The following is a 15,697-nucleotide window of genomic DNA, read 5'->3' on the forward strand; positions in this document are numbered from 1 at the left end:
AAGTATTTCTTTAGAATTGGAGGGTTAGGTGTATAAAGAACTCCTTTGCATTCTCTCTGATGATCAGTTCGTGCTGTTTAGGATATAGGAGTTCTAAGCGGCGTTTTACATTCTGTAATCCGATGCCACTTTGCAGTTTCTCGGGATCGTTGTCCTTTTTTAAATGGATGCTGTTATATACATCAAAATACAAGGTTTGCGCCTGGGTTTGCAGGGAGATCTTAATGTGTGAAGGTTCCTGCAAACTGATGCCATGTTTAAATGCATTTTCTACAAAAGGGATGAGTAACATGGGAGCGATTTGCAGGTTGTCGAGATGGTCTTCAATTTGTGTTTCTATAGTGATATCCGAAGTTCTGGATATTCTTAATTTTTGCAGCGCAATGTAGTTGTTCAGGTAGTCGATGTCTCTTACCAATGAGATTTTGTCCTGATGGTTTTCCTGCAGCATAAATCGCATCATATCGCCAAGTTTCTGAATGCCCTCACCTGTACGCTCGGCTTTTTCCTGTAGGGCAGTTCCGTATAAAGTGTTTAGTGCGTTAAAAAGGAAATGCGGGTTGATCTGTGAACGCAAAAAGCTTAAGCTTGCATCTGATTGGCCCAGTTCTGTTCTTAATTTGGTGAGCTCAGTGGTGGCTGCAGTCCTTTTTTTATAGATGTGCCAGGATAAGGCAGCACTGACTATTACTTGCGTACCTGTATGAACGAGTACAACCACTGCGGGTAAAATTCTATGCCCAAATAACATGGCGATTAGTCCGAGTGGAATGCAGGATATAATTGTTAGCAGGAATAGTTTCCAGAAATAGGATTTGAAAGACTTTCCATTACTTTTTACCAATGGGATCAGGTGGTAGATGGAATAGACTACGGTAGCTGTTGCGGCAAATGTTACGAGTGTCCAGCATAGGATCATTTCGAAAGGTGCTCCTGTTGCCAGTAGGAGCAGGAGTCCAACAAACCATACACCGGCACCAAATACGGCGTCGAGCTTCATTTGATTGTTGGCATCCTGAATTCTTTTATCTGCATCATTAAAATAAACAATGAGTTTTTTCAGGCATACGTAAATGCTGATGGTGAGGATGAGCCAGATTGAATATTTAAAGCCTTTAAGGAAAAAATAGTTGTAAGCATCTGTTAAACTGTCAAACTGTTGAAACATGTATGCTTCTTTATAAGTATTGAAAATACCTGTGATTATTCCGGTTGTAAGCAGCAAGGCGGTTAAGAGCACAATGGGAAGCGATTTGTCTTTTTGTTGAAATAAAGTTGGGAGGACACAGAAATTCAGCAGCAGAAAACTAAAATAAATTATGGAGTATCTGAAAAGTTCGGGTAAGAAAAAGCTGGACAGGTAGGTGGAGGAAACACCTTCTCCGGAGTTTGAGATGAGCATTAGTACGGCAATGCCGTATAGTGCCGTAGCTACCCAGAATTCTATTTTTGCAATGTCTTTAAGTTTCATCGTCAGTTTGCTTTATTGGTTTGATGTACAATGTTACAAAGGCTATCGCATTCAAAAATTAAAATGTGATGAAAGGCTGGAAAAAAGTGATGAATTTAATTTTTACTTTTGTGATTATGATCGTTTACGGAATTCCAAATTGCAATACAGTAAAAAAAGCCAGGGTATGGCTTGAGGAAAATGGATTTGATATTGAGTTTCATGATTTCAAGAAAAAGGGGATCTCGGTAGAAAAATTGAACCAATGGTGTGATACTTTTGGTTGGGAAACTGTTTTAAATAAAAAAGGGACTACCTGGAGAGGTTTAGCGAAGGAAGAGCAGGATGGGATCACTGATCAGGCATCGGCCGTTAAGCTGTTGCTGCAACATACCAGCGCCATTAAGCGTCCTGTGGTAGAAGTAGATGGGAAGCCCTTGTTGATTAGTTTTAGTGAAGCAGCCTACGAAAAAGCACTGAAGTAGGCTTTCTGATTATTTTCGGTATCTGCTTAATGGCTCATTTTTTGCTTGTTAAAGTTTGTTAAAGTATAATTTACACCGCTCGAGAGCTTTATATTTGGGTCATGCAAAAAAAGTTATTTTTACTTTTCATACTTATTTTACCGTTAAAAATCTGGGCGCAAAGTGCTGTTTCGGGTACGGTTTACGATTTTGATGATAAAAAATTTCCATTACAATATGTTAAGGTCAAAAATCTGACGAATAATCAGCTTGCTTTAACCAGAGCTACCGGGCAGTTTACCATAGCTGCTAAAGTAGGCGATTTGCTGGAATTGTCTTTTATGGGCTATCATACAGATACACTTTACCTGATCAATTTGAGTCCTAAATTGATATATCTTCCAGAAAATTCCAAAGCATTGAAGCAGGTGGATATTGTTGGTGCCAAAGTAAATTCATCTTTGTTGTCCCCTGATCCAGAAGCACGGCCTTATACGCGTGTCGCAACTGATGGTTTACAGGGAAAGAAGAATGGCGACCGTGCCGGCGGACTGTTGTTTAACCTGGGTTACGGTAAATATAAAAGGCAACAAGAAAAAATTCGATTGCTGGAGGAGCGTGATCAGTATTTGAATGAGATCAATGAGGTTTTTACAGAATTCTATGTTTCTGGTTTGGTTAAGCTTAAAGGTGAAGATTTGAAAAACTTTATGGCTTTATATCGTCCACCAGAGGAATTGGTAAAAAGCGAGCGTCCGTTTAACTATGCTTATTATACGGTGCAGGCTTACCATACCTGGTTAAAACTTCCACCGGAGCAACGGAAACTATCTTCGGTACCTAAACTGAAGGCCGACTAATAAAACCGTTACAATGCTATTGGTTAGTCGTTGATTTTATACCTTTATTTAAAATCTAAGACTAACTAAATTATGTTTCATAAATCAATTTTATTGTGGGCACTGTGGTGTGTGTGCGGGCTGACTGTTTTTAGTCAGGATCGTTCGCAGCAATCAGCAGGCTACGATCCACATGCGGCATTTGCCCCACTTTTTTATACCCATAATGGTAATGAATATCGATCAGCTAATGGGTCGCCCGGACCAAAGTACTGGCAAAATAGGGCAGACTACAGCATCACCGCGGATCTTGATGAGACTAAGCATATCGTTTCAGGAACAGTAACGATCACCTACAAAAATAACAGCCCGGATAAATTGCATTACCTCTGGTTGCAGCTGGATCAGAATTTATTTGCTTACGGATCCCGGGGGAATGCCGTTATCGAATCGGGTAGCCGTTATGGTGCCCGGGGCGAAAAAGTGGAGGGTGGTTACCAGGTTAGTGGCATTTCTGTTTCCCAGAAGTTAAAGCCAGTAAAATTTAGTTCCCTGATTGAGGATACCCGTATGCAGATCCGTCTGGATCAGCCAATGGGCGCTGGGGGAGATGTGATTACCCTTAAAATGAACTTTTCGTTTGTTGTACCTGTAAATGGTTCTGATCGGATGGGGCACCTGACAACTAAAAATGGCGAGATTTTCAGCATCGCCCAGTGGTTTCCCAGAATGTGTGTGTACGATGATATTTTGGGTTGGAACACTTTACCTTATTGGGGTGCTGGCGAGTTTTATTGTGAATATGGCGATGTTGATTTTTCGGTTACTGTACCTGCAAGCCATATCGTTATGGGATCGGGAGAGCTCCTGAATCCTCAGGATGTTTTCACTGCTCAACAACTACAGCGTTGGAATGCTGCAAAATTAAGTGATAAAACTATTGCAATCCGTTCAGAATCAGAAGTGACCGATCCGAAATCGCGGCCATTGAAAGATAAGTTATGCTGGAAGTTCAAAATGAAGAACACCCGTGATGTGGCCTGGTCCTCGTCGAAAGCCTTTGTGTTGGACGCGGCACGAATTAACTTACCCAGTGGTAAAAAATCACTGGCTGTTTCTGCTCAGCCGGTTGAAAGCAATGGCCAGGACAGTTATGGCAGGGGAGTTGAATATGTGAAAGCGGCTATTGAACATTATTCTGATAAATGGTTTGAGTATCCCTATCCAATGGCCGTGAATATTGCTTGTAATGTAAGTGGGATGGAGTATCCGGGAATTGTTTTTTGTGGCTGGACGGCTAAAAGATCAAGTGTATGGGGGGTAATTGACCATGAGTTTGGACATACCTGGTTTCCGATGATTGTAGGAAGTAATGAACGTAAATATGGCTGGATGGACGAGGGTTTTAATATGATGATCAACGGATTGTCTACGGCTGCATTTAACAAAGGAGAGTATGATGTATCCCCTTCCAATATGCACATGCTGGCCAAACGGACGGAAAAACCTGAAGCCGAATACATCATGTTGAGTCCGGATGCCATGCGCGAAGTCAATATTGGCTTAAATTTATATTACAAACCGGCAGCGGGTTTAAAAATCTTAAGAAATGAAATTTTAGGTGCGGATCGTTTTGATTATGCCTTTAAGAAATATATTGAAGCATGGGCTTTTAAACATCCTGCGCCTGATGATTTTTTCAGATCTATAGAAAACGGAGCGGGTGAGGATTTATCCTGGTTTTGGAGAGGTTGGTTTTTGGATAACTGGAAGATGGACCAGGCGATTACCGAGGTAAAAGAAGTTAAAACCAATGGTCAGATTACCGGTTATGATATTGTGGTTGCTAACCTGGAAAAATTGCCTATGCCGATTATTCTGGAAGTAAAAACAAAAAATGGCAAAACAGAAACACTTAAAGTTCCCGTTGACGTGTGGATGCGGAATAAGACCTGGACGGTTTATTACCCGACAAATGAGGAAGTAGTTTCGTTTACATTAAATCCAAATCATGTATTACCGGATGTAAACGCTGAGAATAATACTAAAACTGGACCTTTTTAAATATCACCAGGTATGTCTAATAAATATTGGCATTCTTAGCCTGGCGACCATGCGATAACTTAGATAAGCCGTTCTCCTAGAAGACCTGGGAATAATTTGCGCTTCTTCAGCACAGCTTGTTCCAGCCTTAGAGGAGAATGGCTTAATTTACGTTTATTTAAAGAAACTTGCTTTCAATTTCTCTGCATCCACTATTGTTTCTGGTTCTTCCAGCTTAATGATCCATCCTTTTTGTTTTAAGGGCGCAATTTCTTCTTTAGCTACAGAAAGATCTTTTCCTTTAATATAGGTTTGGAAGATCAAAGGCGCTTTAGGCTCAAAATTGGCAGGCGTGTTGAATAGTATTTCCAATCTGAATTTTGGCCAGATCTGGATGTCGCCCAATTGAGCAGAATAGATTTTTTTATTCGAATTGGCTGAAATGACTCCAGCGAAATCACCTTTAAACGTTCCGTTTTTCTCTGTTGTAAAGCTGGATAGCAGCTGAAATGAGCTTTCATTAACCAGGTGAAAGTGTACTACAGAATTGCTGTGCTGATCTGCAACGAGGGCGAGGTAAACACCTTCTGTAATGAAAACGGCTTCGGCTATAGGGGTGTTAGTGCGGTTAGAGACGATATCATTGTCTGGTATGTCGCCATGTACCAGGGTTACTTTGCTGGCCAGTACCGGAATTTCAAAATCATTGGAGTCGGTTACGCCAATGGTTGTTTTATCGATAATCCTGGTAATATACCCTTCTATGTTTTCGTCTACGAAACGAACAAAATCTCCTAATTTTAAATCCATCTTTTGATTTGTTTTAAGTAGTTTTCGATTTCCCTCCTGCATATTGGAGTAAATCTGTTGCTTTAAATGTGCCAATTAAATTTAGCCCGGCTGTAAATTTAGTTATTCTTATTATTTTTGTGGCATGGCAACACAGGAACAAGTAAACAATCCGCTACATGGCAAAACCCTGGAGTTTATTTTGAAGCAACTGGTATGGCACTATGGCTGGGAAGAAATGGGTATGTTGGTTAAAATCGATTGCTTTAACAACAATCCTACGATGAATTCCAGTTTGAAGTTTTTAAGGAAAACAGACTGGGCACGAAAAAAGGTGGAGAAGCTGTATTTAAATACTTTTCACTAACTGGCACGCCAAATTGTGCATTTCTATTTTTGAATGGGGTTAAGTTGCAGGGTTCATGCGACTTGATTGAAATTAGGGTCAAATTAAATTTCTGTTAACCCCTTGATTTATAAATTGTATTGTCTTACCTTTGCAGTCCCTTATTATAGGGGTAAAGTTTTTAAACATTAATAGAAAACAACAAAAGAACAATGCCAACCATTCAACAATTAGTTAGAAAAGGTAGAGTAGCACTGGAGTTCAAGAGTAAGTCTCCGGCGTTGGACAGCTGTCCACAGCGAAGAGGTGTATGTACACGTGTGTACACCACTACCCCTAAAAAACCAAACTCAGCAATGCGTAAAGTTGCCCGTGTACGTTTGACCAATGGAAAAGAGGTGAATGCCTATATTCCTGGAGAAGGTCACAACTTACAGGAGCACTCGATCGTATTGATCCGTGGTGGTCGTGTTAAAGATTTGCCAGGTGTACGTTATCACATCATCCGTGGAGCATTAGATACTTCAGGTGTTGCTGGTCGTAACCAACGTCGTTCTAAATACGGAACAAAACGTCCTAAGCCAGGACAAGTAGCTGCGGCACCAACAAAAGGTAAAAAGAAATAATTAGGAGGAAACAAAAATGAGAAAGTCAAAACCAAAAAAGAGAATCATTCTTCCTGATCCAAAATTTAACGATGTTCAGGTGACCCGTTTCGTAAACAACATGATGTTTGACGGAAAGAAATCTATCGCTTATTCAATTTTTTATGATGCTGTAGAATTGGCAGAGAAAAAAGCTGGTGAGAATGGATTAGAAGTATGGAAACGTGCTTTAACTAATGTTATGCCTGCAGTAGAGGTAAAGTCACGCCGTGTTGGTGGTGCTAACTTCCAGGTTCCAACAGAGGTTAGACCTGACCGTAAAATCGCTTTAGGTATGAAATGGTTAATTTCATATGCTCGTAAACGCGGTGAGAAAACAATGAAAGAGAAATTAGCAGGTGAAATCGTTTCAGCAGCTAAAGGTGAAGGTGCAGCAGTTAAGAAAAAAGAAGACACGCATAAAATGGCTGAAGCCAATAAAGCGTTCTCTCACTTCCGTTTCTAATTATACTAGAATCATAAAATGTCAAGAGATTTAAAATACACAAGAAATATTGGAATCGCGGCTCACATTGATGCGGGTAAAACCACAACTACTGAGCGTATTCTTTATTATGCTGGGGTAAACCACAAGATTGGTGAGGTACACGAAGGTGCATCGACCATGGACTGGATGGTACAAGAAGCGGAACGTGGGATAACCATCACGTCTGCTGCTACTACTGTTTTCTGGCCTTACCGCGGTAACAAATATCAGGTGAACGTTATCGATACTCCTGGACACGTGGATTTTACCGTAGAGGTAAACCGTTCATTACGTGTACTTGACGGATTGGTGTTCTTGTTTTCAGCAGTTGATGGTGTTGAGCCTCAATCTGAAACCAACTGGCGTTTGGCTAACAACTATGCAGTTCCACGTATCGGTTTTGTTAACAAAATGGACCGTTCCGGTGCTGACTTCTTAAAAGTTGTTAAACAGGTTAAAGATATGTTAGGCAGTCATGCTGTTCCATTGCAGTTGCCAATTGGTGCTGAAGATAACTTTACTGGTGTTGTTGATTTGATCAATAACCGTGGTATTGTTTGGAATGAGCACGATAAAGGTATGACTTTTACTGAAGTGCCTATTCCAGCTGATATGGTAGATGAGGTTGCTGAATGGAGAGAGAATTTATTAGAAGCTGTTGCTGATTATGATGAGTCTTTGATGGAGAAATTCTTCGAAGATCCAAATTCAATCACTGAGCGTGAAATTCTTGATGCATTGCGTAAAGCTACTTTGGACGCTAAAATCGTTCCTATGGTTTGTGGTTCATCTTTCAAAAACAAAGGTGTTCAAACCATGTTAGATTTGGTAATGGAATTATTGCCTTCGCCAATGGATGTGGATGGTATCACAGGTACCAACCCTGAAACAGGTGAAGAAGTAACCCGTCAACCAGATGTAAACGAACCTTTTGCGGCTTTAGCATTTAAAATCGCAACAGATCCTTTCGTAGGTCGTTTGTGCTTTATCCGTGTTTATTCAGGTAACTTAGAAGCTGGTTCATACGTTTATAATGCACGTTCTGAAAATAAAGAACGTATTTCCCGTATCTTCCAAATGCATGCTAACAAGCAAAACCCAATTCCTAACGTAGGTGCTGGTGATATTGCTGCTGTAGTTGGATTTAAAGATATCAAAACCGGAGATACACTTTGTGATGAGAAAAACCCGATCATTCTGGAGTCTATGGACTTCCCAGAGCCGGTTATCGGTCTAGCAATTGAGCCTAAAACTCAGGCTGACGTTGATAAATTGGGTATTGGTCTTGGTAAATTAGCAGAAGAAGATCCTACCTTTAGGGTTCAGACTGATCAGGAGACTGGACAGACTGTAATTTCAGGTATGGGTGAGCTTCACTTAGATATCTTGATCGATCGTTTAAGACGTGAGTTCAAAGTTGAGGTTAACCAGGGAGCGCCACAAGTAGCTTATAAAGAGGCTATCAATGGTACTGTTCAGCATCGTGAGACTTATAAAAAACAATCAGGTGGTCGTGGTAAATTCGCGGATATCCAGGTTGTTATCTCTCCGATCGATGCTGATTTCGAAAAAGGTGGATTGCAATTCGTAAATGAAATTACAGGTGGTTCAATTCCTCGTGAATTTATCCCTTCAGTTGAAAAAGGATTTGCAGCATCTATGGCTAATGGAGTATTGGCTGGTTATCCACTACCAGACATGAAAGTTCGCCTAATTGATGGTTCATTCCACGCAGTCGATTCAGATGCTTTGTCATTTGAGCTTGCAGCTAAAATGGCTTACCGTGAGGCTTTACCTAAATGTAATCCAGTATTGATGGAGCCAATCATGAAAATCGAAATCCTGACCCCAGAAGAAAATATGGGTGATGTAATCGGTGACATGAACCGTCGTCGTGGCCAACTATTAGGTATGGATACCCGTAACGGATCTCAGGTAATTAAAGCAACTGTACCACTTTCTGAAATGTTTGGTTATGTAACTCAGTTACGTACCATTACTTCTGGCCGTGCAACTTCTACAATGGAGTTTGATCACTACGAACCAGCACCAAGAAACGTACAGGATGAAGTAATTGCTAAATCAAAAGGCAGAATTAAATCTGTAGAATAAAAACAAATCGGCAACCGGTTATTAATAGCTCTAACCGGTTGTCTTAAAATAAATAAATATCATGAGCCAAAGAATTAGAATCAAATTAAAATCTTACGATTATAACTTGGTAGATAAATCTGCTGAGAAAATCGTTAAGACTGTTAAGCCTACGGGTGCAGTGGTTAGCGGACCAATTCCGTTGCCTACAGAAAAGAAAATTTTCACTGTTTTGCGTTCACCACACGTGAACAAAAAAGCACGTGAGCAGTTTCAATTGTGCGCATACAAACGTTTGTTAGATATTTATAGCTCTAACTCTAAAACCGTTGACGCTTTGATGAAACTTGAATTGCCTAGCGGTGTTGAAGTTGAAATTAAAGTTTAATGACGATACTTTATTGAGCAAAAAGGCCTCTGTATTTATACAGAGGCCTTTTTGTTTGTCCCCATGGCCGGCTAAGCCTGGCATTCTGGAATAGAAAATCGGTCTTGCAATTGAGAGATCCCGGACTAACAGGGGATTATTAACGTTCCCGGCTTTTGTAATCTTCGAACTTGTTTCTCTCATCCTGAAGTTCACGGGCAAGTTTTTTCTCTTTATCGTTGGCTTTTGTTTTATAGTTTTGATACTCCTGGGAGATCTCCTCGTACAGTGTACTTCTGTACTTCGCTTCGTGGATGTGTCTGGCCGACCTCAGAATGATAAAGGCCAGTGCGGCAGCAAGACCTATGATGAGTGTCCATACGGTAGTGTTGTAACTGGACTTGCTGAAAGACATGCCCAGGAAGCTGATTTCATTAACACGGGCATTGGTGCTTGCCAATGAACTTTCTTTTCCGCTGATTTGCGCTTTCAGTTCTGTGATATTTTTTTCCTGTTCCCGTAGTTTAAGCTTAGTGGTTTGAAGTTGTTTGCGCTCGGTGTGAAGCGTGTCCTGCAGGTTTTTCCAAAAAGCTGCAATTCGCGAAGGATTTACAAGTTTGTAACCATTGATGGTTTTTGATTTTGCCAGCATCAATTGATATTGTCCTTTTAATGAGGGATCTGTGGCGGAAGAATCTGTAATTACCTGCGCCTGAATGGTAAAACTTAATAAGATAAAGGAGAGGATAGGGAATATAATTTTTCTCATATGCGGGATAGTTTGCTACTAATTTAACAATCATATTTTAATTTTATTGTGTTCTGATTGTAGATAGTATATTTGCAGCAATGTCGGTATTACTATTTACAGTTATTGTTTTAATTGGTGCTTTTTTAGCCGGACTGGTCGGATCCTTGACCGGACTTGGCGGTGGAGTGATCATTATTCCCCTGCTTACGCTAGGCTTGGGCGTTGATATTCATTATGCGATTGGAGCCTCTATCATTTCTGTAATCGCGACTTCTTCAGGCTCTGCAGCTGCATATGTTAAGGAAGGGATTACGAATATCCGAATTGGAATGTTTCTGGAAATTGCAACGACTATAAGCGCTATTTTAGGGGCAGTAATTACTGTTTACATCAATCCAGGCTATATTGCTGTGATTTTTGGACTGATTTTACTGTTTTCAGCAGCGATGATGGTTCGGAAAAAAGTAGACCATTCTGATAACAATACTTCCGGGAAGCTGGCTGTTTTTTTTAAACTTAACGGGACATATCCGACGGAAAATGGAGTGAAAAAATATGCCGTTCACAATGTGGTTGGTGGTTTTTTGATGATGTTTGTGGCGGGGGTTATTTCTGGTTTACTTGGCATTGGTTCCGGTGCTTTAAAAGTTATTGCTATGGATAACATCATGCGTATTCCTTTTAAGGTGTCGACAACGACAAGTAATTTCATGATGGGTGTAACTGCGGCTGCCAGTGCCATCGTTTATCTGCACCGCGGACAAATTGATCCGGGGATTGCTATGCCGGTAACTGTGGGGGTGTTACTGGGTGCTACAATAGGTTCGAAGATCCTGGTGAAAACTAAGACCGACAAGCTGAAAATTGTATTTGCGATTGTGGTTGCTTTTTTGGCATTTCAAATGATATATAATGGATTATCAGGGAGGTTATAATGCGTAAACAAACTAAGAATTTCTTCGCCGATAAAGATATACAACTGATATTGGGCACTTTGCTTCGTGTAGGAGTAATTGCTTCCATCAGTGTGGTGCTGCTTGGTGGGTTCATCTATCTGTATTCAAACTATGATGGCACCATTAATTATGGCAAGTTTAATCCGGATAAGTCAGGCTTGTCTTCTGTTGCTGCAATATTTCATGGTCTGGCCCATTTTGATGGTAGTGCGATTATTCAATTTGGCGTATTGTTGTTGATTTTTACGCCTGTAGCACGGGTGATTTTCTCGGTTTTCAGCTTTTTGATAGAGCGTGATTACCTGTATGTACTGATCGGACTGTTTGTTTTGTGTATTATCCTTTATAGTTTGAGTGACAAGCTGGTAGGTTAAATCTAACTTTAATTGCATGTTACACCATCAAAACAGAATTTTAGCTTTTATTTGAAAAAATAATTAGCTAACTGTTTGAAAATTAAGATTTCTTTCTTATTTTTGCCCTCCCTTAAGTGGGATGTGTATCCACCTTGAACGAAGCCCTACTGCTTCGATGGGTGTTAAATTAAAAAAAGAAAATGTCAGGTATTATTGGAAAAAAAGTAGGAATGACCAGCATTTTCGACGCCGATGGGAAGAATATTCCTTGTACGGTGATCGAAGCTGGGCCTTGTGTAGTAACACAGGTAAAGACCGAAGAGAAAGACGGTTACGTTTCAGTTCAGTTAGGTTTCGACGAAGCCAAAGAGAAGAACACAACCATGCCTCTTAAAGGCCACTTTGCGAAAGCAAGCACTACCCCAAAACGTAAACTTGTTGAGTTTGAACCGTTTGAAGAGTCGTTAAGTTTAGGCGACACAGTAACGGTTAGTATCTTCAATGAGGGTGATTTTGTGGATGTAGTTGGTACGTCAAAAGGTAAAGGTTTCCAGGGTGTTGTAAAACGTCATGGTTTCGGTGGTGTTGGAGGTCAAACTCACGGACAGCACAACAGGATGCGTGCTCCAGGTTCATTGGGTGCAGCCTCGTATCCAGCTCGTGTATTTAAAGGTATGCGTATGGCGGGCAGAATGGGTGGTGACAGAGTAAAAATTCAGAATTTACAAGTTTTGAAAGTTTATGCTGATCAAAACCTTGTGGTAGTTAGTGGTTCCATTCCAGGAGCTAAGGGTTCTTACGTAATCTTAGATAAGTAAGCAGATGGAAGTTAAAGTATTAAACATTTCAGGAAAAGAGACAGGTGCCAAGGTGCAACTTCCTGAGTCGGTTTTTGGCATAACGCCTGTTGACCACGCAATTTATTTAGATGTTAAACAGTATTTGGCTAATCAACGTCAAGGTACACACAAGTCTAAACAACGTAATGAGATTGCTGGTTCGACCCGTAAACTATACAAACAAAAAGGTACTGGTGGTGCTCGTGCCGGAAGTATTAAATCTCCATTGTTTAATGGTGGTGGTCGCGTGTTTGGTCCTCAGCCACGTGATTATAGTTTCAAATTGAATAAAAAATTAAAAGTATTGGCTCGTAAATCAGCATTGAGTTACAAAGCACAAGACAACAGTGTTGTTGTTTTGGAAGACTTTTCTTTTGATTCAATCAAAACTAAAAACTACATCAATTTAGTTAGCGCTTTAAATTTAGCTGGCGAAAAGACATTGTTGGTTTTACCTTCACAAAATAACAATATCTATTTATCAAGCAGAAACATCCAGAAAGCGAAAGTTATCACTGCAGATCAATTGAATACTTATGATGTATTGAATTGTGGCAAACTTTTGTTAACTGCTGATTCTCTTAAAACTTTGGAGGAGGCATTTGCCAAGTAATATGTTTTTAAAGAAACCAATATTAACAGAAAAAGCTTCTGCACTAACAGAAAAGTCTAACCGTTTTACTTTTAAAGTAGAGCCTAAAGCTAACAAGTTGCAGATTAAAGCAGCCATCGAAAAGATGTACGGCGTTAACATTTTAGCCATCAATACAATGGTTGTAAATGGTAAAGTAAAGTCTAGAAATACTAAAGGTGGATTAGTGACGGGACGTAGCCCGAAATACAAGAAAGCGATTGTAACCCTGGCAGCAGGAGAAACAATTGATTATTACTCGAATATTTAATAAGAATTGAAATATTTATAAACTATGGGCTTAAGAAAATTTAAACCAGTTACTCCGGGAACCCGCTTTAGAGTTGGTGCCAGCTTTACGGAGATTACAGCAACCAAGCCCGAAAAATCATTGGTTGTATCTTCTAAAAAATCGGGAGGACGTAACAATACAGGAAAGATGACTATGCGCTACATGGGTGGTGGTCACAAAAAATCTTATCGTTTAATTGACTTTAAACGTGAGAAATTTGATATTCCTGCAACAGTAGCTACTGTTGAATACGATCCAAACCGTACAGCACGTATCGCATTATTACATTATGCGGATGGTGAGAAGCGTTATATTATTGCACCGGAAGGATTGCAAGTTGGACAGAAAGTTGTGTCGGGTGATACTGCAACTCCAGAAGTTGGGAATACTTTGAAATTGAGTAACATTCCATTGGGATCTATTATCCACAATGTGGAGATCAATCCAGGTCGTGGTGCTCAATTGGCACGTAGCGCTGGTGCTTATGCACAATTGGCAGCTCGTGATGGTAAATATGCTACATTGAAAATGCCTTCAGGTGAAGTAAGATCTATCTTAGTTACTTGTTTAGCTACAATCGGAGCTGTTTCCAATTCAGATCATGCAAATGAGGTATTAGGTAAAGCTGGTCGTAAACGTTGGTTAGGCCGTCGTCCAAGAACACGTCCGGTAGCGATGAACCCAGTAGATCACCCAATGGGTGGTGGTGAGGGTCGCTCATCAGGAGGTCAACCTCGGTCAAGAAACGGTGTTTATTCGAAAGGATTTAAAACTCGTTCACTTAAAAAATACTCAAATCGTTTCATCATAGAGAAAAGGAAGAAATAATGGCTCGTTCGATTAAAAAAGGACCTTATATTGACCATAACGTAGAGAAGAAAGTAGTCTCTATGAATGATTCAGGCAAAAAGTCTGTCATTAAAACTTGGTCTCGCAGATCAATGATCTCACCAGATTTTGTGGGTCATACATTTGCAGTACACAACGGTAATAAATTTATACCGGTATACGTAACAGAAAACATGGTTGGTCACAAGCTGGGAGAGTTTGCTCCAACCAGAACATTTAGGGGTCACTCTGAAAAGAAAAAATAATTAAGAGATGGAAGCAGTAGCGAAATTAAACAATTGTCCAACCTCACCACGTAAAATGCGTTTGGTTGTAGATCTTATCAGAGGTGAGCGTGTTGAGAAAGCTTTACATATTTTAAAGTTTACCAATAAAGATGCAGCAATAAGAGTTGAGAAACTTTTATTATCAGCTATCAAAAACTGGGAAAACAAAAATGAAGGTTCTCGCCCTGAAGAAAACCAATTATACGTGAAAACGATAATGGTAGGCGGTGGTCGTCAGTTAAAAAGATTAAGACCAGCACCACAAGGACGTGGTTACAGAATACGTAAGCGTTCAAACCATGTAACATTGGTAGTAGATAGTAAAAACGTTGAAACTCAAACTAATTAACAGAAATGGGACAAAAAGCACATCCAATAGGTAACAGGTTAGGAATCATCAAAGGTTGGGATTCTAACTGGTTCGGTGGCAACAACTATGCTGATAAATTAGTTGAGGACGAAAAAATAAGAAAATACCTTTCTGCACGTATCGCAAAAGGCGGTGTAGCTAAAGTGGTAATCGAGCGTACGTTAAAACGTATCACGGTAACTATCCACACAGCTCGTCCGGGTATTGTGATCGGTAAAGCAGGAGCTGAGGTTGACAAGATCAAAGAAGAGTTGAAGAAATTGACTAAAAAGGAAATTCAAATCAACATTTTTGAGATCAAACGTCCTGAGCTTGATGCACAATTGGTAGCAGAAGGTGTTGCAAAACAATTAGAAGCAAGGATCTCATTCCGTAGAGCAATGAAATCTACGATCGCATCAACAATGCGTATGGGTGCTGAAGGTATCAAGATTATGACTTCTGGTCGTTTAGGTGGTGCTGAGATGGCTCGTAGCGAACAGTATAAAGAAGGAAGAATTCCTTTGCATACTTTCCGTGCAGACATTGACTATGCATTAGCAGAAGCTTTGACTACTTATGGTAAAATAGGTGTTAAAGTATGGATCTGTAAAGGTGAAGTTTACGGTAAACGTGATCTTTCTCCAAACATCGGTGCTACGAGCAATGCTCCAGGTAAAGGTGGCAGACCAGAAGGTGCTTTTGGTGGCGGCAGAGACAGAGATAACCGTGGCGGTGGCGACAGAAGAAACGATAACCGCGGTGGTGGTAATCGTGGCGGAAGAGGTCCTGGTCAAGGCGGTCCTGGTGCAGGAAGAGATAATAGAGGCGGAAATACTCAGAATAGAGGTCCTCGTAAATAATTAGTTAACAGATCGTTTAACGATA

General features: G+C 40.3%; 20 protein-coding genes. 17 read left to right on the forward strand and 3 right to left on the reverse strand.

The window, feature by feature from the left end; all coding sequences use genetic code 11:
• Positions 1 to 10 precede the first annotated feature (10 nt).
• A complete protein-coding gene (locus tag IM797_RS07720) occupies positions 11 to 1,471 on the reverse strand; it encodes a sensor histidine kinase (protein WP_228098754.1) in 1,461 nt (486 codons plus the stop codon).
• Positions 1,472 to 1,539: 68 nt separating this feature from the next.
• Between IM797_RS07720 and IM797_RS07725 the strand changes: the two genes are divergently transcribed.
• The 3 genes from IM797_RS07725 to IM797_RS07735 all read left to right on the forward strand — a co-directional run bounded on the left by IM797_RS07725 (position 1,540) and on the right by IM797_RS07735 (position 4,817).
• Entirely contained in the window at positions 1,540 to 1,935 is a 396-nt protein-coding gene (locus tag IM797_RS07725) for an ArsC family reductase (RefSeq protein ID WP_228098755.1), read from the forward strand.
• A gap of 101 nt (positions 1,936 to 2,036) precedes the next feature.
• Positions 2,037 to 2,774, forward strand: coding sequence for a hypothetical protein (locus tag IM797_RS07730; RefSeq protein ID WP_194126531.1), 738 nt, complete (start codon positions 2,037 to 2,039; stop codon positions 2,772 to 2,774).
• A 72-nt stretch (positions 2,775 to 2,846) separates the two neighbouring features.
• Positions 2,847 to 4,817: a M1 family metallopeptidase gene (locus IM797_RS07735; protein WP_194126532.1), complete on the forward strand. Its 1,971-nt coding sequence runs from the start codon at positions 2,847 to 2,849 to the stop codon at positions 4,815 to 4,817.
• A 153-nt stretch (positions 4,818 to 4,970) separates the two neighbouring features.
• Here IM797_RS07735 and IM797_RS07740 read toward each other — a convergent pair whose 3' ends face one another.
• Positions 4,971 to 5,606, reverse strand: coding sequence for a hypothetical protein (locus IM797_RS07740; RefSeq protein WP_194126533.1), 636 nt, complete (start codon positions 5,604 to 5,606; stop codon positions 4,971 to 4,973).
• A 124-nt stretch (positions 5,607 to 5,730) separates the two neighbouring features.
• On the opposite strand from IM797_RS07740, the gene IM797_RS07745 reads away from it, so the two are divergent.
• The 5 genes from IM797_RS07745 to rpsJ all read left to right on the forward strand — a co-directional run bounded on the left by IM797_RS07745 (position 5,731) and on the right by rpsJ (position 9,541).
• Positions 5,731 to 5,952: a VF530 family DNA-binding protein gene (locus tag IM797_RS07745; RefSeq protein ID WP_194126534.1), complete on the forward strand. Its 222-nt coding sequence runs from the start codon at positions 5,731 to 5,733 to the stop codon at positions 5,950 to 5,952.
• 191 nt (positions 5,953 to 6,143) lie between these two features.
• Positions 6,144 to 6,557 (forward strand): 30S ribosomal protein S12, encoded by a 414-nt coding sequence (gene rpsL / locus IM797_RS07750; RefSeq protein ID WP_008244597.1) that lies wholly within the window; start codon positions 6,144 to 6,146, stop codon positions 6,555 to 6,557.
• 16 nt (positions 6,558 to 6,573) lie between these two features.
• Complete coding sequence (gene rpsG / locus IM797_RS07755) at positions 6,574 to 7,041, forward strand: 30S ribosomal protein S7 (protein ID WP_121269375.1); 468 nt, start codon at positions 6,574 to 6,576, stop codon at positions 7,039 to 7,041.
• An 18-nt stretch (positions 7,042 to 7,059) separates the two neighbouring features.
• Positions 7,060 to 9,174 (forward strand): elongation factor G, encoded by a 2,115-nt coding sequence (gene fusA / locus IM797_RS07760; protein WP_194126535.1) that lies wholly within the window; start codon positions 7,060 to 7,062, stop codon positions 9,172 to 9,174.
• A 61-nt stretch (positions 9,175 to 9,235) separates the two neighbouring features.
• On the forward strand, positions 9,236 to 9,541 hold the full coding sequence (rpsJ, locus tag IM797_RS07765) for a 30S ribosomal protein S10 (RefSeq protein WP_008244591.1): 306 nt from the start codon (positions 9,236 to 9,238) through the stop codon (positions 9,539 to 9,541).
• A 139-nt stretch (positions 9,542 to 9,680) separates the two neighbouring features.
• Here the strand turns inward: rpsJ and IM797_RS07770 are convergent, their stop codons facing one another.
• Complete coding sequence (locus IM797_RS07770; RefSeq protein ID WP_194126536.1) at positions 9,681 to 10,289, reverse strand: hypothetical protein; 609 nt, start codon at positions 10,287 to 10,289, stop codon at positions 9,681 to 9,683.
• 80 nt (positions 10,290 to 10,369) lie between these two features.
• Between IM797_RS07770 and IM797_RS07775 the strand changes: the two genes are divergently transcribed.
• The 9 genes from IM797_RS07775 (at position 10,370) to rpsC (ending at position 15,672) form a co-directional block, all read left to right on the forward strand.
• Entirely contained in the window at positions 10,370 to 11,206 is an 837-nt protein-coding gene (locus tag IM797_RS07775; RefSeq protein ID WP_194126537.1) for a sulfite exporter TauE/SafE family protein, read from the forward strand.
• Positions 11,206 to 11,601 carry a DUF1634 domain-containing protein gene (locus IM797_RS07780; protein WP_194126538.1) on the forward strand — a complete coding sequence of 132 codons (396 nt, stop codon included), beginning with the start codon at positions 11,206 to 11,208 and terminating at the stop codon, positions 11,599 to 11,601. The genes IM797_RS07775 and IM797_RS07780 overlap by 1 nt, the downstream gene beginning before the upstream one ends.
• Positions 11,602 to 11,783: 182 nt before the next feature.
• Positions 11,784 to 12,401 (forward strand): 50S ribosomal protein L3, encoded by a 618-nt coding sequence (rplC, locus tag IM797_RS07785; protein ID WP_194126539.1) that lies wholly within the window; start codon positions 11,784 to 11,786, stop codon positions 12,399 to 12,401.
• Positions 12,402 to 12,405: 4 nt separating this feature from the next.
• Positions 12,406 to 13,035, forward strand: a complete 630-nt coding sequence (gene rplD / locus IM797_RS07790; RefSeq protein ID WP_194126540.1) for a 50S ribosomal protein L4 — start codon at positions 12,406 to 12,408, stop codon at positions 13,033 to 13,035.
• A gap of 1 nt (position 13,036) precedes the next feature.
• Positions 13,037 to 13,324: a 50S ribosomal protein L23 gene (rplW, locus tag IM797_RS07795; protein WP_194126541.1), complete on the forward strand. Its 288-nt coding sequence runs from the start codon at positions 13,037 to 13,039 to the stop codon at positions 13,322 to 13,324.
• Positions 13,325 to 13,348: 24 nt separating this feature from the next.
• Positions 13,349 to 14,173 (forward strand): 50S ribosomal protein L2, encoded by an 825-nt coding sequence (rplB, locus tag IM797_RS07800; RefSeq protein WP_194126542.1) that lies wholly within the window; start codon positions 13,349 to 13,351, stop codon positions 14,171 to 14,173.
• Entirely contained in the window at positions 14,173 to 14,439 is a 267-nt protein-coding gene (gene rpsS / locus IM797_RS07805; protein WP_008244581.1) for a 30S ribosomal protein S19, read from the forward strand. The genes rplB and rpsS overlap by 1 nt, the downstream gene beginning before the upstream one ends.
• 7 nt (positions 14,440 to 14,446) lie before the next feature.
• Positions 14,447 to 14,809, forward strand: coding sequence for a 50S ribosomal protein L22 (gene rplV, locus IM797_RS07810; protein WP_194126543.1), 363 nt, complete (start codon positions 14,447 to 14,449; stop codon positions 14,807 to 14,809).
• A 5-nt stretch (positions 14,810 to 14,814) separates the two neighbouring features.
• Positions 14,815 to 15,672 (forward strand): 30S ribosomal protein S3, encoded by an 858-nt coding sequence (gene rpsC, locus IM797_RS07815; protein WP_194126544.1) that lies wholly within the window; start codon positions 14,815 to 14,817, stop codon positions 15,670 to 15,672.
• Positions 15,673 to 15,697 lie beyond the last annotated feature (25 nt).

Source organism: Pedobacter sp. MC2016-24 (assembly GCF_015223055.1).
GTDB lineage: Bacteria > Bacteroidota > Bacteroidia > Sphingobacteriales > Sphingobacteriaceae > Pedobacter.